Annotated in this window: 23 protein-coding genes and 5 pseudogenes; 21 read left to right on the top strand and 7 right to left on the bottom strand. The window is 40.3% G+C overall.

All coding sequences use genetic code 11. From position 1 onward, the window contains the following. Positions 1-73: 73 nt before the first annotated feature. Together MKP07_RS35800 and MKP07_RS35795 are read right to left on the bottom strand one after the other, a co-directional pair. Positions 74-510 (bottom strand): annotated as a pseudogene (locus tag MKP07_RS35800) (magnesium transporter). A gap of 112 nt (positions 511-622) precedes the next feature. After that, positions 623-1,462 carry a magnesium transporter gene (locus MKP07_RS35795; RefSeq protein ID WP_240852822.1) on the bottom strand — a complete coding sequence of 280 codons (840 nt, stop codon included), beginning with the start codon at positions 1,460-1,462 and terminating at the stop codon, positions 623-625. A gap of 216 nt (positions 1,463-1,678) precedes the next feature. Here MKP07_RS35795 and MKP07_RS35790 point away from each other — a divergent pair, with 216 nt between their 5' ends. Beyond that, complete coding sequence (locus tag MKP07_RS35790; protein WP_240852821.1) at positions 1,679-2,023, top strand: SET domain-containing protein; 345 nt, start codon at positions 1,679-1,681, stop codon at positions 2,021-2,023. 3 nt (positions 2,024-2,026) lie between these two features. Here the strand turns inward: MKP07_RS35790 and MKP07_RS35785 are convergent, their stop codons facing one another. Beyond that, the gene (locus MKP07_RS35785) at positions 2,027-2,479 is read right to left on the bottom strand and encodes an RES family NAD+ phosphorylase (protein WP_240852820.1); all 453 of its coding nucleotides are present in this window, start codon (positions 2,477-2,479) and stop codon (positions 2,027-2,029) included. Next, the gene (locus MKP07_RS35780) at positions 2,479-2,736 is read right to left on the bottom strand and encodes an antitoxin Xre/MbcA/ParS toxin-binding domain-containing protein (protein ID WP_240852819.1); all 258 of its coding nucleotides are present in this window, start codon (positions 2,734-2,736) and stop codon (positions 2,479-2,481) included. The genes MKP07_RS35785 and MKP07_RS35780 overlap by 1 nt, the downstream gene beginning before the upstream one ends. A 313-nt stretch (positions 2,737-3,049) precedes the next feature. Here MKP07_RS35780 and rnhA point away from each other — a divergent pair, with 313 nt between their 5' ends. The 5 genes and pseudogenes from rnhA (at position 3,050) to MKP07_RS35755 (ending at position 5,086) form a co-directional block, all read left to right on the top strand. Further along, the gene (gene rnhA, locus MKP07_RS35775; protein WP_240852818.1) at positions 3,050-3,499 is read left to right on the top strand and encodes a ribonuclease HI; all 450 of its coding nucleotides are present in this window, start codon (positions 3,050-3,052) and stop codon (positions 3,497-3,499) included. A 26-nt stretch (positions 3,500-3,525) separates the two neighbouring features. Continuing rightward, positions 3,526-3,657, top strand: a pseudogene (locus tag MKP07_RS35770) (L-rhamnose mutarotase); the annotation flags it as partial. A gap of 116 nt (positions 3,658-3,773) precedes the next feature. Then, positions 3,774-3,854 (top strand): hypothetical protein, encoded by an 81-nt coding sequence (locus tag MKP07_RS35765; protein ID WP_240852949.1) that lies wholly within the window; start codon positions 3,774-3,776, stop codon positions 3,852-3,854. Beyond that, positions 3,855-4,058, top strand: coding sequence for a hypothetical protein (locus tag MKP07_RS35760; protein ID WP_240852817.1), 204 nt, complete (start codon positions 3,855-3,857; stop codon positions 4,056-4,058). It begins immediately after the preceding gene. Between the two features lie 32 nt (positions 4,059-4,090). Continuing rightward, complete coding sequence (locus tag MKP07_RS35755) at positions 4,091-5,086, top strand: serine hydrolase domain-containing protein (protein WP_317236261.1); 996 nt, start codon at positions 4,091-4,093, stop codon at positions 5,084-5,086. Between the two features lie 27 nt (positions 5,087-5,113). Here MKP07_RS35755 and MKP07_RS35750 read toward each other — a convergent pair whose 3' ends face one another. Then, positions 5,114-5,269, bottom strand: a complete 156-nt coding sequence (locus tag MKP07_RS35750) for a DUF2795 domain-containing protein (protein WP_394803766.1) — start codon at positions 5,267-5,269, stop codon at positions 5,114-5,116. Positions 5,270-5,534: 265 nt separating this feature from the next. Between MKP07_RS35750 and MKP07_RS35745 the strand changes: the two are divergent. The 13 genes and pseudogenes from MKP07_RS35745 to MKP07_RS35690 form a co-directional block, all read left to right on the top strand. Next, a pseudogene (locus MKP07_RS35745) lies at positions 5,535-5,968 on the top strand (ABC transporter ATP-binding protein); the annotation flags it as partial. Positions 5,969-5,986: 18 nt separating this feature from the next. Next, positions 5,987-6,184 (top strand): hypothetical protein, encoded by a 198-nt coding sequence (locus tag MKP07_RS35740; RefSeq protein WP_240852814.1) that lies wholly within the window; start codon positions 5,987-5,989, stop codon positions 6,182-6,184. 125 nt (positions 6,185-6,309) lie between these two features. Beyond that, the gene (locus MKP07_RS35735) at positions 6,310-7,398 is read left to right on the top strand and encodes an MFS transporter (RefSeq protein ID WP_317236250.1); all 1,089 of its coding nucleotides are present in this window, start codon (positions 6,310-6,312) and stop codon (positions 7,396-7,398) included. 17 nt (positions 7,399-7,415) lie between these two features. Beyond that, positions 7,416-7,580 carry a hypothetical protein gene (locus tag MKP07_RS41785; protein ID WP_317236249.1) on the top strand — a complete coding sequence of 55 codons (165 nt, stop codon included), beginning with the start codon at positions 7,416-7,418 and terminating at the stop codon, positions 7,578-7,580. 2 nt (positions 7,581-7,582) lie between these two features. Further along, the gene (locus MKP07_RS41780; protein ID WP_317236248.1) at positions 7,583-7,840 is read left to right on the top strand and encodes a hypothetical protein; all 258 of its coding nucleotides are present in this window, start codon (positions 7,583-7,585) and stop codon (positions 7,838-7,840) included. Between the two features lie 59 nt (positions 7,841-7,899). Then, positions 7,900-8,154, top strand: a complete 255-nt coding sequence (locus MKP07_RS35730; protein ID WP_114792838.1) for a DUF6814 family protein — start codon at positions 7,900-7,902, stop codon at positions 8,152-8,154. A 70-nt stretch (positions 8,155-8,224) separates the two neighbouring features. Beyond that, positions 8,225-8,554 (top strand): hypothetical protein, encoded by a 330-nt coding sequence (locus MKP07_RS35725; protein WP_240852813.1) that lies wholly within the window; start codon positions 8,225-8,227, stop codon positions 8,552-8,554. A gap of 88 nt (positions 8,555-8,642) precedes the next feature. Next, entirely contained in the window at positions 8,643-9,227 is a 585-nt protein-coding gene (locus tag MKP07_RS40640) for a SulP family inorganic anion transporter (RefSeq protein ID WP_262920216.1), read from the top strand. Beyond that, positions 9,125-10,309 (top strand): SulP family inorganic anion transporter, encoded by a 1,185-nt coding sequence (locus tag MKP07_RS35720; protein ID WP_317236260.1) that lies wholly within the window; start codon positions 9,125-9,127, stop codon positions 10,307-10,309. Before MKP07_RS40640 ends, MKP07_RS35720 begins: the two co-directional genes overlap by 103 nt. Positions 10,310-10,333: 24 nt before the next feature. Continuing rightward, positions 10,334-10,971 (top strand): annotated as a pseudogene (locus MKP07_RS43410) (carbonic anhydrase). A gap of 65 nt (positions 10,972-11,036) precedes the next feature. Then, positions 11,037-12,175: pseudogene (locus tag MKP07_RS35700) on the top strand (serine hydrolase domain-containing protein). A gap of 134 nt (positions 12,176-12,309) precedes the next feature. Then, positions 12,310-13,599, top strand: coding sequence for a phosphopyruvate hydratase (gene eno / locus MKP07_RS35695; RefSeq protein WP_240852808.1), 1,290 nt, complete (start codon positions 12,310-12,312; stop codon positions 13,597-13,599). Between the two features lie 74 nt (positions 13,600-13,673). Beyond that, the gene (locus tag MKP07_RS35690; RefSeq protein ID WP_240852807.1) at positions 13,674-14,057 is read left to right on the top strand and encodes an FtsB family cell division protein; all 384 of its coding nucleotides are present in this window, start codon (positions 13,674-13,676) and stop codon (positions 14,055-14,057) included. Positions 14,058-14,140: 83 nt separating this feature from the next. Here the strand turns inward: MKP07_RS35690 and MKP07_RS35685 are convergent, their stop codons facing one another. Further along, complete coding sequence (locus MKP07_RS35685; RefSeq protein WP_240852806.1) at positions 14,141-14,734, bottom strand: transketolase C-terminal domain-containing protein; 594 nt, start codon at positions 14,732-14,734, stop codon at positions 14,141-14,143. Positions 14,735-14,900: 166 nt separating this feature from the next. Continuing rightward, positions 14,901-16,529 carry a thiamine pyrophosphate-dependent enzyme gene (locus MKP07_RS35680; RefSeq protein WP_240852805.1) on the bottom strand — a complete coding sequence of 543 codons (1,629 nt, stop codon included), beginning with the start codon at positions 16,527-16,529 and terminating at the stop codon, positions 14,901-14,903. Between the two features lie 217 nt (positions 16,530-16,746). On the opposite strand from MKP07_RS35680, the gene MKP07_RS35675 reads away from it, so the two are divergent. Together MKP07_RS35675 and MKP07_RS35670 are read left to right on the top strand one after the other, a co-directional pair. After that, positions 16,747-16,953 carry a hypothetical protein gene (locus MKP07_RS35675; RefSeq protein WP_240852804.1) on the top strand — a complete coding sequence of 69 codons (207 nt, stop codon included), beginning with the start codon at positions 16,747-16,749 and terminating at the stop codon, positions 16,951-16,953. Then, positions 16,953-17,159 carry a DUF1573 domain-containing protein gene (locus MKP07_RS35670; protein ID WP_240852803.1) on the top strand — a complete coding sequence of 69 codons (207 nt, stop codon included), beginning with the start codon at positions 16,953-16,955 and terminating at the stop codon, positions 17,157-17,159. Before MKP07_RS35675 ends, MKP07_RS35670 begins: the two co-directional genes overlap by 1 nt. The last annotated feature ends 94 nt before the right edge of the window (positions 17,160-17,253 follow it).

Raw genomic sequence — 17,253 nt, 5'->3', positions numbered from 1 at the left:
AAATTCTGCGCAACCGTTTGCACAGAATGCCTCAGTTCCATTACGTTATGTGTGTAAAATAGTTTGCTGCTAATTAGAGAAGTGTACCCTTTAACAACATGAAAGCCATAGAGAAGTAGATGATCAGTCCTGTTACGTCCACCAGTGTTGCAACAAAAGGTGCAGAGCTTACGGCCGGATCGGCGCCCATTTTTTTCAAAAGTAAGGGAAGCATGCTGCCCGATAAAGTACCCCAGAGTACCACTCCGAGTAAGGTAGAGCCTAGCGTAAAAGCAAGCGGAAGCCAATGTTCACCATATAAAGTGGGGGTTACCAGGTGAAAGATGTAGATGCGTAAAAACCAATAACTCCCAAAACAGTACCCAGTAGAATTCCTGAAATAATTTCGCGGCGCATTACCCGCCACCAGTCGCTGATATACACTTCGCCAACAGCCATTGCCTGAATGATCAGTGTTGAAGCCTGGGAACCGCTGTTGCCTCCACTACTGATAATTAAAGGAATAAACAAGGCCAAAACTACTGCACGGGCAATTTCATCTTCAAAAAAGCCATAGCTGTAGCAGTTAACATTTCTCCCAGGAATAAAACTACCAGCCAGGGAATACGTTTTCTGAAAAGTCTTAATAAAGGGATATCCAGGTAAGGTTCTTCAAATGCCTGTGTCCCCCCATTTTCTGCATATCCTCGCTATATTCTTCTGTAGCAACCCAAAGTACATCATCTATAGTAACAATGCCCAGTAGTTTATTGCTTTCGCTTACAACAGGTAATGCCACCCTGTTATTCATCTTAAAGATCTCGCTGGCTAATTCCTGGTCATCGTAAGCTTTCAGCGATATCACTCTTTCGTCCATCAGCTCCGATACTTTGGTACTGGGAGAGCTTAATATGAATTCACCTATACGGATATCATCCAGTAATTCTCCGGTTTGGTTAATAACATATATAACGTTGATCGCCTCACTGTTTTTGCCGTATTTCCTGATAATACCAAATACTTCCTCTACCGTATTATGGGAATAAACGTATACATAATCAGGGTTCATTAAGCGCCCGATGCTGTTTTCAGGATATCCCAGTAGCGACAGGGTAACCCGTCTCTCTTCAGGATCGAGCAATTTAATAAGCTCTCTTACGGCATTGGAGGGAAGTTCTTCCAAAAAATCGGTTCGGTCATCTGCGGGTAATTCATTTAAGAGGGCCGCAGTATAGCTGGGAGGTAACTCTTGTATCACACTTTTTTGCTCCAGAACCTCCAGTAGCTTGAAGACATTCACGGCACGGTGAACAGACATGTTGGCTATAATCAGCGCCTCATGCTCCGGAAATTCGTATACCAGGTCAACAACATCGCTAATATTCTGGTCATCAAGAAATTCCTTTATTTCAGATTTCTTGCCTAATTCCAATATCGCTTCAAATTGTGCCGGTATGGATATCTCGTCTTCTTCCAATTGCATTCGCCAAATTTACGAACTTCGATTATGCAGGAAACTACATATAGGTATTTTTTGATAAATTAATATTGAAGTCATCCGGGGCCAATTAAACAGATGCTGCATGTTTTGAAAAAGCATGGCGTTCTTTGTTTGTAATAACCTTATTGAACAATTACTTTTGTCCGAAAATCAATCGACTTGATAGCTCATTGTTTATATATAACAGAAACCGAAGAGATGGGAAAGGGTGTTTTCACCACCGAAGATATTGCAAAGGGATCGGTTGTGGAGATAGCACCGGTTTTAGTAATGTCTGCTGAAGAACGGATGCTGTTAGATAAAACCCTGCTACACGATTATATTTTTGAATGGGGCGAAGATACCGGTCAGTGCTGTATGGCTTTGGGGTGGGTGCCTGTTTACAATCACTCTTATAATAGTAATTGCGATTATGAAATGGACTACGACCAGAATACTATTACGATAAAAACGGTAAGGAAGATAATAGCAGGCGAAGAATTATTTATCAATTACAGTGGTTCGTGGGATGCAACAAAACCTGTTTGGTTTGACGCGAAATAAGCTTTAAAACAAACGATTGTCCAATCCGTATGGTTTACTTCGTTCAATAATGATTTTCTTGAAATCTTTATGGGCCGGGTTCAGCAAATAATTATTTTCTTCCGGTATTACAGCTGAGGGGATTTTTAGAACAAGGTCAGATCTGGATTGAAGAAACTCATCTCCTATATATTTTGTATAATCCATATCCTTACTCCATGTTTTTTTCAATACAGAGCGGTCTATTTCGATAATTTCACTATCAGGAACAGATAGTTCCACAAGATGATAAGAGGGAAGGAGTGAAGCGGTGGTTCTGTCGTAGTTTACCACAATTTCTAAAACGGCAAGGGAAATATGTTCTGCTCCATAGAGCGCGTATTGCCCCTTGTTGTTCCAGCGACCTCCATATAAAAATGCACCGTATCCCGAAAGATCATCCTGGTATTCTGAGCGAACAAGTCTGTAAATAATCATTATGCCGATATACCGTGTTGAATTCTTCCCAAAGTATCTATTACTTCCTGGATACCATTATGAGTAGCTAATTTATTTTTCACTGCTTCTCCGTTGAGTGAGAATGGTTTGCTTTGCAACCAGCTTTTAAAGCCCTCCTGGCCGAACATTTCATTTCCTATATCAATCAAGACCTCCAGCAATAGTATACGTTCTATTTGTAACCCGTTAAAGCCTCCATCATCTTTTGCGTAGCGGTGCAGGGTACGCTCGCTCATAAAGAGCATCTCAGACCAATCTCCTAAAGTAAATGGGCTTTTAGCAAGTATTTTTTAAAATCTTTATAGGTGAAATCTTTAACCAATACCTCTACCTGGCTGGATTTTGGCGTAATTTGGTAGACCGCTGCGGGCTCTTCTACCTGGCTGATAGATATGTTAGGAATATATTTTTTGATACTTTTTTCATATCATGTCATTTGTCACAAATATACATGTTTTTTGTCTGTTTTTAAACACTTTCTTTTCTTTTTCGTTCAACAGGTTTGACTATCTCTGCTTTATATTTGCTTTATTGGAACAGGAAATAATAATGTATACAGATGGTGCATCGAGGGGGAATCCGGGACCAGGTGGTTACGGAGTTATTCTTATGTACAAAGGGCACGGTAAAGAGTTGTCTGGCGGGTTTAAGCGTACTACTAATAACCGCATGGAGTTAATGGCTGTTATTGAAGGATTAAAAGCACTGAAAACCAACAATATACCCATTGCCATTTATTCTGATAGTCAGTACGTTGTCAACTCTATTTCTAAAGGATGGTTACGCAATTGGATTAGAACAGATTTTAAAGGCGGGAAAAAGAATAAAGATCTGTGGTTACAGTATAATCAGTTGGCGAAAAACTTAAATATTAAAATGCATTGGGTGCGTGGGCATGCGGACAACCCTTTTAATAACCGGTGCGATGAATTGGCCACAGCTGCCGCCGATGGCAAAAACCTGAAGATTGATATGGGCTTTGAGCAGGAAGCTGGTTAATAGTTTTAATAAAAAATGTAGCAATAATGAAAAAGCATTGTCTTACTGTTGATCTTAAAAATGATGCAGATTTAATTGCAGAATACGAGCAGCAGCATAAAGAAATATGGCCTGAAATTGAATCGAGTATTCGTGCTGCCGGCATAGAGAATATGGAAATATACAGGGTGGAAAATCGTTTGTTCATGATCATGGAGGTTAATGATGATTTTTCTTTTGAAAAAAGCAGGCTTCAGACGAGGCTGATAGTAAAGTGCAGGAATGGGAAGCGCTTATGTGGAAATACCAGCAGGCCCTGCCTTTTGCCAGGCCCGGCGAAAAATGGGTATTGATGAAAAAAATCTTTCAGCTATAATTGAGTCAGGAACGACCTATGAATCTTCGGCAACTTTCGTATATATTATTAGCATCCTCTATTTTGTCGTCCTGTTATGTGGCGAAAGCCTATCGCTTTAGAAAGTTTGAATTAAAGGACCTGGGAAAGTTTAAAGCCACCACTTTGCAAAAAGCGATCGGCCGTTTCGGTTTTTTCATGCAGATGAAAGCCGTTTCCCGTTAAAGTCGTACCTCGATTCTAATTTACAGAATAGCCTGACTTATGGCTTCCTGGTTATAAGAAATGATAGTATTTTATATGAAAAGTATTTTGGAGAGGTGGATTCATCGGCTATCTTTCCCTCTTTTTCGGTTGCCAAATCTTTTGTAGGCACCTTAGCACAAATTGCTCACCAGGAGGGGAAAATCAAATCTTTAAATGACCCCGTAACTCAATACCTGCCCTGGTTATCTAAAAGTGACCAGGCCTGGAGTAATATAACAGTGCAGAATGTGCTGGATATGCGAACCGGGGTAAAGAGTGATGAAACTTATAATAGTCCTTTTAGTGATGTAATTCAATTAGGTTTTACGCGAAATGTGATGGCAACATTAAAGAAGGTAAAAATAGCTTCTGATTCAAAGGCTTTTGTTTATAAAAGTGTAAATACGCAATTGTTGGGTGCTATAGTAGAAGCTGCCACCGGAGAAAAGTTGGCCAGTTATTTACAGCAGAAATTATGGTTACCCATGGGTATGGAAAGTGATGCGGCCTGGCAAACTGATGCCCACGGCACTGCCCGGGCTTTTTGTTGTTTAAACGCTACGTTAAAAGATTTTGCAAAACTCGGCCGGCTTTATTTAAATAACGGAAATTGGAACGGTAAACAAATTCTTTCAGAGAATTGGGTGCAAACTATTTTGAATGCAGATACCATGCGGGTGTACCAGGGTTATAAAAATCATTGGTGGAGCAGCCGGAATATAAAAAGATTTAGCGATTCACTGCAGGCAACTCAATTTATTGCAGCACAAAAAGAGCGCTGGTACCTGGGGCAGGGTGTACGAAATGGAAAAGTGTTTTTTAGTGCTTATAACAATTTACCTGCAGTATTTGCTCAGGGAATGTTAGGGCAATTTGTTTATATCAATCCCGGTAAAAATCTGATTATTGTTAGAATGGGGCATAATTGGAAACATAAGGACTTTTACGCGCAAAGGTTTATTGAAAACCTGGCGGGGATGATATCAAATAAAAAGCCACTAAAATAGTGGCTTACTAGTTCTATTATAAATTTCTTAGTATTCGTCTTCGTTGAATAGAAAATCCTCCTGGGTAGGATAATCAGGCCAGATGTCTTCGATAGTTTCATAAACATCTCCTTCATCTTCCAGTTCCTGCAGATTTTCTACAACCTCCAGCGGGGCTCCGCTACGGATTGCATAGTCAATCAACTCGTCTTTGGTAGCCGGCCAGGGGCATCCTCAAGGTAAGAAGCTAATTCAAGTGTCCAAAACATAGTATAATCGGTTTTCTATAATTAACGTTAATAAGCAACAAAGAGTTGCAAACTGATTTAAAAAATTTGTGCAAAAGTAACTGTATTACTGAATTTTCCAAATTGCTTTTTTTAAACCCTTTTTAAACATTTTTGACGTTATTTCAAATGCAAAACTTTTACATTTGAAAGGATTATTTTTATCAGCATAACTCTTCTTAATGATATACGGAAAAGACATTCATAAGGCTTACGGAACGATACAGGTGTTAAAAGGGGTGGATGTGGAGGTCGGAAGGGGAGAAGTGGTGTCTATCGTGGGGCCATCGGGCAGTGGTAAAAGCACCTTGCTGCATATTTTAGGTACGTTGGATAAGCCCGATCGGGGGCAGGTGACAATGAATGATGTTCGTATAGACTGTCTGAATTCCAGGAAATTAGCAGCATTTCGAAATAAAAATATTGGCTTTGTTTTCCAGTTTCATCATTTGTTGCCAGAATTTTCGGCTCTTGAAAATGTATCAATTCCTGCCTGGATCGCCGGGCGTAAGAAAAAAGAAGTAGAAGAACAGGCAAAAAATTTACTGCAAATACTGGGCGTTGCACACCGCTTAAACAATAAACCTGGAGAATTAAGTGGGGAGAGCAGCAACGTGTTGCAGTTGCGAGAGCATTGATCAATCAACCCTCGATTGTTTTTGCTGATGAACCTACCGGTAACCTCGATACGGCCAATGCGAGAGAATTGCATGAACTTATTTTTGATCTGCGCACCAAATTTTCTCAGACTTTTCTGATTGTAACCCATAATGATGACCTTGCCCGCCTGAGTGATAGAGTATTACAAATGAAAGATGGCCTGATAGTGTAAAACTAAACAAACTTGCCCTATATTTATAGGCTAAAGCATACAATGCTGTTTGGGGTGCCATAAAAGCCCAATAGCAACCAATTGTATATAATTTATTAAGCCCATAAAACCATAATTACGATTGTATGAGTAAGAAAGGCGAAGGAAGTGTTATAACGCGGGTAATTGCAGCGTCGTCTCTTGGCACCATGATAGAATGGTATGACTTTTATATTTTTGGCATGCTCGCCAAAACAATTTCTACTGAGTTTTTTCCTGAAGGTAATGCTACAGCTGCTTTATTAAGCACCCTGGCGATATTCGCTGCCGGTTTTATTGTAAGGCCTTTTGGAGCCCTGGTGTTTGGGAGATTGGGTGATATTTTCGGAAGAAAATCTACATTTCTGTTAACATTGGTGTTAATGGGTGGTTCTACTTTTTTAATAGGATTGGTGCCTGGTTATAAAACAATTGGCCTGGCAGCACCGCTGCTTGTTCTTTTATTAAGATTGATTCAGGGATTAGCCTTAGGCGGTGAGTATGGTGGTGCCGCTACTTATGTAGCCGAGCATGCTCCTGCAAACAGGCGTGGATATTTTACCAGCTGGATTCAAACAACTGCAACATTAGGGCTGTTCCTGGCTTTGGGTGTTATTATGCTGGTTAAGATGAATATGAGTGATGCCGCCTTCAATTCCGAATGGGGTGGATGGCGTTATCCGTTCTGGTTTTCTATTTTGCTGGTGGGAGTATCTGTTTATATAAGGATGAAGATGGAAGAGTCTCCTTTATTCTCCAAGTTAAAGTCAGAAGGAAAGACTGCCAAGAACCCATTAAAGGAAAGTTTTAGTAACAAAGCCAATTTCAAAATGGTTTTACTGGCTCTTTTCGGAGCAGTTATGGGGCAAGGTGTTGTATGGTATACAGGCCAGTTTTACGCACAAAGCTTTTTGGAAACCAAGGCCATGCTCGATTTTGAACAGAGCCGCACCATCATGCTTTGGGCCATTCTTTTTGCAACGCCCTTTTTCATTTTCTTTGGTTGGCTTAGTGATAAAATCGGCCGTAAATGGATCATGCTTTTGGGTATGCTTATTGCAATTTTAACCTATCGCCCTATTTTTAGCTACCTCCTTGAAAACTCAGATACAAAAGCCTGGCAAGGACAAGCCATCACATCGGGTGCTGTAGAAATTACTAAAGGACTCCTGCCGGGAATGCCGGCGATACACTGATAACCACTGTTCAAACCATGCATTACGCTTCTGGTGCAGCGTATAAGCAGGAGCGGGTAGATACACTTGTTGCGGCTACGCAACAGGTACAAATGGGTAAAGCCATTATAAAAGATAAAGTGCTGCCATCAAATCTGTATTGGAAGTTCATCGGATTGTGTTCCTGCTCATTTTATACGTAACCATGGTTTATGGGCCAATAGCTGCATTTTTAGTAGAGCTCTTTCCTATACGGATACGTTATACGTCCATGTCTTTGCCTTATCATATTGGTAATGGTGTATTTGGAGGTTTAGTGCCTTTTATTGGTGTTTTGCTGCAAACTACTTTTACCAACGATCCGTTGATTGGTTTATGGTATCCCATAGCAGTTGCTGCATTATGTTTTATAATAGGCGCCATTTATCTTAATAATAAAATTGATGAGGAGGTTAACGATTAATCGTTGCCTGTTTATTCAACTTTTATTAATCAATAAATTTAACATTTAAAATATAAGCGATGAATGTTATTAAAAGAATTTTAGGAGTAATTTGGTTTTTATTGGGACCGGCAGTTACGTTCTTTTTAATTGCGGGTGCAGTAAAAAATATTGACAGTTCAGGCAACAAAGACATTAATAATCCTGTTATATGGGTGATCATTATTGCGATATTTGTTCCTATTGCAATAGGGCTGATGATCTTCGGTTGGTATGCCATTAAAAATGAGTATGAGCATTTACCAGAGGACTCGGATCATCTCAATTTTGAATAAGAATTAATTCAAAGGATTTTAATCTCAATCTAATTTAAAATAAGAATTTCTTATATCTTCGCCAGCGTATATGAATAGGTTATTGGGTTACATATCGGCCGTTGTTTTAGTAGGGTTACTGTTCCTGCTTACAATTGGCTTGCCCATAACCTATAGTTCAGTACAAGCCGCAAAGAATAGTGTGGCTCAGGGTAATGCCTGCGACAAGAATCCCTATTCTAATACTACTGAAGAAAAAACACCATCGGGTACTGTAAGTGTGAGTGAAGAATATGTTCACGAAACACGCCACGACCTGCATTTGCCACCTCACCAGATAAGCATTGCCTATATCCACGCGCATGAAGCCACCTATGTAGCTTATCATGGAGAGCAACATTGTCCTCCCCCAACACAGTAGCTTAACTTTTCATTATTCTTCTTGTGTTTACGTTGCGATATCCATTTAATGATTAAATTGGGTAGGCTTACAATTATTAAATTTTTTTATGACAAACAAACCCAGATCGACAGGTTATATAAAGTCGCTTGCAAATGATTTGCCGGCATCTATCGTTGTTTTTTTAGTAGCATTACCCTTATGTTTAGGTGTAGCTCTTGCGTCAAATGCTCCTTTGTTTAGTGGTATTATTGCGGGTGTATGTGGTGGTATAGTAGTAGGTATTTTTAGTGGTTCGCAGTTAAGCGTTAGCGGACCAGCTGCAGGTTTAACGGCTATTGTGGCAGCTGCAATTACCTCATTGGCTTCTTTTGAAGCGTTCTTATTAGTAGTGGTTTTAGCCGGCGCCATGCAAATGGTGCTTGGTTTTTTAAAGGCAGGTGTTATTGGTGACTATGTGCCTAATAGTGTTATTAAAGGCATGTTGGCCGCTATTGGCCTCATCCTTATTCTTAACCAGTTTCCTCATTTATTAGAGATAGCTCCTCTGCTGAAATTGATGAGAATACGCCCAACCCAGACAAAGGCAACATATTTGTTAACTTCTTTAAAGCATTTGGCCGCATTAATTCCGGCGGATTCATTATTGGAGCCGTTTGTCTGGCATTTTACTTTATTTGGGAAAGCTTTGTAGCAAATAAAAAGGGCTTTATTAAACTGCTGCCAACTCCGTTATTAATTGTATTTATTGGTGTTGGCTTAAATGCATTATTTGGTTCAACAAGTTTTGTTCAACCTCTTTCAGAGGACCACTTAGTGAGCATGCCTGTAGCAAAGTCTGCAAGTGATTTTTTATCGTTTTTCTCAACGCCAGACTGGAGTATGATTGGTAATGTTCAGATATGGACACTGGCATTAACTATAGCCTTGGTTGCCAGCCTCGAAAGTTTATTGAGTATTGAGGCGGTGGATGATCTGGATCCTTATCAAAGAGTCACGCCAACAAACAGGGAGTTAAAGGCCCAGGGTGTTGGTAATTTGCTGTCAGGCCTTATTGGTGGCATACCCGTAACAAGTGTTATTGTGCGTTCTTCCGCCAACGTTAACTCCGGGGCAAAAACAAAGATGTCAACCATCTATCATGGTATTTTTCTTTTGCTGTCAGTAGCATTTATACCAGTGGTTTTAAATCTTATACCTAAAGCTTGTTTGGCTGCTATCCTTATTTTTACAGGGTACAAGTTAGCAAAGCCATCGCTTTTTAAAGCGTTTTATAAGAAAGGATGGGATGTGTTTTTGCCTTTTGTGATCACTATTGCAGCAATACTGGCTACAGATCTGCTAAAAGGAGTAATACTTGGGATCATTGTAGGGTTGTTCTTCTCTTTCAGATCTAATTTCAGGAAAGCCGTTTTTGTAGTGAATGATGATACGCGCTATTTATTCAGACTTCGGAAAGATGTTTCGTTTCTTAATAAAGCGATCATCAAACGCAAGCTGGAAGAAGTACCTGAAAATGCCCATGTGATCATTGATACTAAGAGAGCAGATTATATAGACAGGGATGTAGTAGAAACAATTGAGGACTTTACCTTACATGCACCGTTAAAGAATATAAAGGTAGATTTATATACCAGCGGTTTTGTGGATCATGGATTTTCGTATAAAGTACTGGCCAATAATAATGATGACGCATCGTTGCAGAGGAATTACGAAGAAGTTATTGAGTCGGTTCTTCATGGAAATAATAACAATAATGCTAAGAATAAAAATTAATTAACCTTAAAGATTGAAAGCAAAATGAAATCGTACACAGAATTGTTAGAAGCAAATAAAGAGTGGGCATCACAGATGCTATCAGTTGACCCTACTTTTTTCGATGACCTGGCGAAAACGCAAACTCCGGAATTTTTATGGATTGGTTGCAGCGATAGCAGGGTACCTGCCAACCAGATTACCGGTACAAATCCCGGGAAATTTTTGTACATAGAAATATAGCCAATCTGGTAATACATACTGATGTTAATATGCTGAGCGTATTAGAGTATGCGGTAATGCACCTGAAAGTAAAGCATGTTATCGTTTGTGGTCACTATGGTTGCGGCGGTGTTAAAGCTGCCATGGGAAACAACGACTTTAACCAGATATTAAATATGTGGTTACGTGTTATTAAGGATGTTTACAGGCATAACAGGGGAGAGCTGGAAGCCATTGAAGATATTGATGAAAGGGCAGACAGGCTGGTTGAATTGAATGTAAGAGAGCAGGCCGAAAAATTATGCAAAACTTCTATCATTCAAAGAGCCTGGAAAGATCGCCAGGGGCCAGAGATACATGGCTGGGTATATGGTTTGAAAGATGGTAAGTTGAAAGAAATTATCAATATTAAACCGGGCGAAACTGTAATTGACCCCATTTATGTTTACGATAATATCTAATTGAATATTTATGTATTGCGTAAAGCACAGCTCCCGGGCTGTGCTTTTTTAATTATATTAGTATAATGAACCGATTCATCCTCTTCTTAACTGTTTCTTTTTTTATTGCAGGTTTTTGCAGCCAATTATCTGCCCAGTCATTCGATCAAAATATCCGGCAGATAATGGAAAAGCATAAAGCTGTAGGAGTAGCGCTTGTTGCCATTAAAAACAATAGAATTGTTTACGACAGCTCGTATGGGTTTAAGAATATTGAGTCAGGGGCATTACTGGGCAAGGCGGATATTTTTCGTATTGCTTCTATATCGAAATCCTTTTCAGCTACTGCTATCATGCAATTGGTTCGTCAAAAAAGCTCTCGCTCAACGACGATGTGAGCGATCTTATAGGTTTTGAAGTGCTTAATCCGGTATATCCGCAAATACCCATTACCCTTAAGATGTTGCTCTCACACCGTTCCAGTCTTAATGACAGCCGTGGTTATTTTGCTCTTGATTCTGTCAACCCTTCAAAAACACAAAACGCGGCACAATGCTACAACAAGTACCAGCCGGGAAGCAGGTATCAATATTGTAACCTTAATTTTAATATGGTGGGTACTATAATCGAACGTGTGTCCGGCGAACGGTTTGATCAATATGTTAAACGCCATATTTTAGATCCGTTGGAGCTGCATGGAGGCTACTGTATCGATAGTCTTGACAAAAAACTATTTGCAACGCTTTATGAGTATGATATGTCGAAAGAGAGTTTTACAGCAGCACCGGATGCTTACAACCCGAGGAGGGAGCAGATCGGCGATTACATAATGGGATATAGTACGCCGGTTTTCTCGCCAACAGGTGGCATGAAGATATCAGCCGGGGATCTTGCCCGATACATGATGATGCACATGAATGGCGGAAAAGGTAATGGTAAGCGAATTATACCTGAAAAGTATGCAAAGCTGATGAGGCAACCATTGTCGGAGGAGGAAGGATATGGATTGGCGTTAACGAATGTATCCGACCTTATAAAGGGTGTACATTTAACCGGTCATACCGGTTCCGCGTATGGGCTATATAGTGCTATGTTTTTCAATCCTAAAGAAAAATTTGGATTTGTTGTTATTACCAACGGCTGCAAACCAGGACAAACAAAAGGAATAACCAATTTATTGGCCGACTGTGTTAACCTGCTATACCAGGAGTTTGTTGCCCGTTAGCTAGGCGGCCTCCATTTTAGAATGGGTTTTCCACACCTGTGATTTACTTTTTCTAATATTTGTGTATTAGATACGCAAAGTATTAATTAAATTGCGCCACAAATTGAATAACATACATCTTAAACAGATAATTCATGAGTTACATTTCAGAAGTCTTCGCAAGACAAATATTAGACAGTCGTGGTAATCCAACCATTGAGGTGGATGTAATTACAGACGAAGGCGCTTTAGGGCGTGCTGCTGTGCCAAGTGGAGCCAGCACCGGTATACACGAAGCTGTTGAGTTGCGTGATGGCGATAAAAAGAAATACCTGGGTAAAGGAACTTTGAAAGCCGTTAAAAACGTAAACACTGTAATTGCTCCTGCTTTATTAGGTTACGATGTAGCTGATCAGACAGGTATTGATCAGTTAATGATTCAATTAGACGGAACACCTAATAAGGCTAAATTAGGTGCTAATGCCTTATTAGCAGTAAGTATGGCTGCTTCAAAAGCTGCTGCAGAAGAAGCTGGCTTGCCTTTATATCGTTATATTGGCGGAACCAATGCTAAAACATTGCCTATCCCCATGATGAACATTTTGAATGGTGGTGCGCATGCTGATAATAAGATCGATTTTCAGGAATTTATGGTGATGCCCGTTGGCGCATCTACTTTCAGCGAAGGTCTTCGTTGGGGTGTAGAAATTTTCCATGCTCTGAAATCGGTATTAAAGAAGAAAGGATATAGCACTAACGTTGGTGATGAAGGTGGCTTTGCTCCTAATATCCAAAGCAATGAAGAAGCGATTGAAACAGTGTTAGACGCCATTGGTGCTGCTGGTTACAAAGCTGGTTCACAAATTGTTATTGCAATGGATGCCGCTAACAGTGAGCTTTGGGATGCTAAAAAGAAAAAATATGTTTTCCACAAAAGTTCTGGTAAAGAAATGACCAGCGAAGAGTTGGTAAAATATTGGGAAAGCTGGGTGAAGAAATATCCAATCGCCAGCATCGAAGACGGTATGGCTGAAGACGACTGGAAAGGCTGGAAATTATTGACAGAAACAATTGGCAGCAAATGTCAGTTAGTAGGCGATGATTTGTTTGTAACCAATGTGGAGCGTTTACAACAAGGTATTGATAAGAATACTGCTAATGGTTTGTTGGTAAAAGTAAACCAGATTGGTACTATTACTGAAACGATCAATGCCGTAACCCTGGCACAGCACAACGGCTACAACACTATCATGAGCCATCGTAGTGGTGAAACAGAAGACACTACCATCGCTGATCTGGCAGTAGCATTAAATTGCGGACAAATTAAAACAGGTTCTGCGAGCCGTACTGACAGGATTGCCAAGTACAACCAGTTGATCAGAATTGAAGAATTATTAGGTGATAGCGCGATTTATCCGAAAGGAAAGATCAAATTTGGTAAATAATTTAGTTGGTAGTTTCGGATTTAAGGTTTAACTGCGAACTTTGAACCTGGAACGATAAAACTTCAAATATTTGCATGGAACAGTTTGTCGATTTTGTAACGGAAAAAGAGCCGGTTTTGCCGAAAGCGCCCAGGAAAAGAAGAGCGCTAAGCAGGATCTCCCGTTTTCTTACCAATAAATATTTTATTGCTTCGGTTGGGTTTTTAGGTGTAATGTTATTTTTAGATAAAAATGATCTGATTACAACTATGGACCGGAGAGAAGAGTTGCAGAATCTCAATCAAAGTAAGGAGCATTATCTCGAAGAACTTTCTGAGTTGCGAAAAGTAAAAACAGATCTGGAAAACGATCCGGTGATCATTGAAAAGCTCGCACGGGAAAAGTACCTGATGAAAAGAGATAATGAAGATATTTTTGTCACAGAAGACAAAAATAAATCGGTTACCGCTCCCCAGTAGCAATACGCATTGATAACTAAACTAAACAATAAAGCCAGGCATTTGCCTGGCTTTTATAATGTACAAAGGTCTGTAAAGTAACGTTACTCTTTCATCATCTCAATTAAAGCAGCAGCTACTTCTTCGGCATTGGGTTTACTAAAGTAGTCTCCGTCGCTTCCATAAGCAGGTCTATGCTCTTTAGCAGTTATGGTTCTGGGTGCTACATCCAGGTAACGATATCCGCCCTGTTCCTCCATCACTTTATTAAACATAAAACCTGCGGCGCCACCAGGAACATCTTCATCAACAAATAAAATTCGGTTGGTTTTCTTTAACGATCGCAGGATCAGATGATTCAGGTCAAAGGGGAGAAGTGTTTGGACATCTATCAGCTCACAGCTTACACCATGTGGCTCTACCAGTTTCATAGCTTGCTGCACAATACGGATTGTAGATCCATAACTCACTATAGTAATGTCTGTTCCTTCTGTCAGTATCTCCGGAATACCTAAAGGAACTGTAATGTCACTGAGGTTCTCCGGTAGCTTTTCTTTCAAACGATAACCGTTCAGGCTTTCAATAACGATGGCCGGACTGTTGCTTTTTAATAAGGTATTGTACATGCCCGCTGCCTGAACAAAATTTCTTGGAACACAAACATACATACCCCTAACCGCATTAATGATCATACCCATGGGTGAACCGCTGTGCCAGATACCCTCAAGGCGGTGTCCCCGGGTTCTTACAATGATGGGGCAACTTTGCTTGCCACCGCTTCTGTAAAAAGTGAAGCCACATCGTCAGTAAGCGGCTGAAGCCCATAAACCAGGTAGTCGAGGTATTGTATTTCGGCGATAGGTCTCAGCCCCTGAGAGCCAGGCCAATACCTTTGCCCATAATAGTTAACTCCCTGATACCGGTATCAAAGATCCGGTCGCTACCGTATTTCTTTTGCAAGCCGGCAAATCCCTGGTTTACATCGCCTATCTGGCCAAGGTCTTCCCCAAAAGCAATTACTTTAGGGTTGTTTTGAAAAACACTGTCAAAATACCGATTGATGATCTGGTACCCATTCAGGCTGGGAGAAGGTTCTTTAAAAATGGGCGCTATGGCCTCCACTTTTAAAGCGCTTTTAGGGCCATCATCATATAGCAGACTATTGTAAATGGCAGCGCTATCTTTTTGAAGCTCTTTATAATAATCCAATGCTTCGTTGGTGGCTTTGTCGCCGCAAAGCAATAATGCTTTATATACGCTCTGTAAATTACTTTTACGAAGTGGTTCACGCAGGGATCTCAGGTCTTTAGATATTTTCCTGAGTTCGTCCTCATGTTCCAGGTTATCCGGAATGAGCGCTTCCACTATCTCACTGCTCTTTTGTGTAAGCTCTTTTAAAGGCGTCTGGTACTCTTTCCAGGCTTTATCTTTAGCTTCTTTTACATTATTACGTGCATCATTTTCTATTCTTCTCAAAGTGGCTTCATCTGCCAGGGCATTTTCAAGTATCCAGGCTTTCATTTTTACCAGGCAGTCTCTTTCTTTTTCCCACTGTAAGCGATCACTCGTTTTATAACGTTCGTGGCTGCCAGATGTGCTGTGCCCCTGCGGTTGCGTTAATTCTTCAATGTGGAAAATAACGGGAGTATGGGTTTCCCGGGCAAGGCTGATCCCTTCATTAAATACTTCAACCATGCTCATATAATCCCAGCCTTTAAGGGCAGCGATATAAAACCCGTTAGTGCCTTCCTCTTTTTCAAAACCTTTCAAAGCTTTTGATATAGATCCTTTGGTGGTTTGATATTCCCGGGGTACGGAAATGCCATAACCATCATCCCATACAAAAATTACCAGCGGCACTTGCAAAACACCCGCTGCATTCACGGCCTCCCAAAAGTGCCCCTCACTGGTAGAGGCGTCACCTATGGTACAAAAACAAACCTCGTTGCCGTTGTCAGATAAGTGTTTGAATTGTTTTAATTCATCCACATCCCTGAACAATTTAGACGCCAGGGCAAGACCCACAGCCCTGGGCATTTGAGAGGCTGTTGAGGACATATCCGTACCAGTGTTCTTAATCTCAACCAGGTTGGCCCATTCGCCATTTGGAAGCGTATTAGCACTGGTATAATGACAGTTCATTTGACGGCCATGGCTGAAAGGCTCGTGTTGAGGATTGGGGTCGGCGTATAACTGCGCGAAATACTGGTTAGGATTCGATTCTCCAATAGCAAACATCATGGTCTGATCGCGGTAATAGCCACTGCGCCAGTCTCCCGGCTGAAAAAATTTAGCAACCGCCACCTGTGCTACTTCCTTACCGTCCCCGAAAATACCAAACTTGGCTTTTCCCGTAAGCACTTCTTTTCGGGAAAGTAAACTGGTTTCTCTGCTTAAACATGCGATATAATAATCGTGCAAAACTCCATCTTTAAATTTCTCAAAAGACAGCATTTCGTTTTGCTCTGCAAATCCGGAGTTAAGTATATCCATTCGACAAAAATAGGTGAGAAGCTTTAATATGTCAATATAACGAATTAATAAGCATTTTAGTGTGATGGTTATGTGTACAAAATATGTATAAGCCAATACTTTTAAGTTACTTAAGCACTCAGGAGGCCGTAAAATGTTTTAATGCAACTTTAGCATAGCTAATTCCATCTTTTTAAATACTTTTGTAATCCAATTTAGTAATTAAGAAATTTTTTGTATGAAGAAAATCAGTTTGATCCTTTCCTTACTATTTGTAATGTCTGTTAATTGGGCGGGTGCGCAATCAGCCAGTGTAAAAACTGCGCCTGTGGGTGCTGATGCGGCTATTAGCATGGTAAAAGAGAAGTATGATATCGGTAAAGTTACGCAGGAGACCCTGTTACTTTTTATATGGAGTTTGTTAACCAGACTAAAAAGCCTTTAGTGGTAAAAAATGTAATGGCTGGCTGTGGCTGTACAGTACCTGAGAAGCCAACTGAACCAATCATGCCTGGGAAAACAGGAAAAATAAAAGTTTCTTATTCTGCGCCTAGCGCTGGACCTGTAAATAAAGACGTAGAAATTTACCTGGCCGGTTACAACGAGCCTAAAATCGTGTACTTCACGGGCGAAGTGGTTGCAAAAAAATAAAAAGATTTCATCCGATTTTTTTAAACCCCTTCAAAGTTGAAGGGGTTTACTTTTAAATATAAACTAACAAATAGTAGTATGCTTACAGTATCGA

The organism is Paraniabella hibiscisoli (assembly GCF_022512515.1).
In the GTDB taxonomy this organism is placed as follows: Bacteria; Bacteroidota; Bacteroidia; order Chitinophagales; family Chitinophagaceae; genus Niabella; species Niabella hibiscisoli.
Note: the sequence above shows the minus strand (reverse complement) of the source record. Positions and strands in the feature narration are given on the sequence as shown.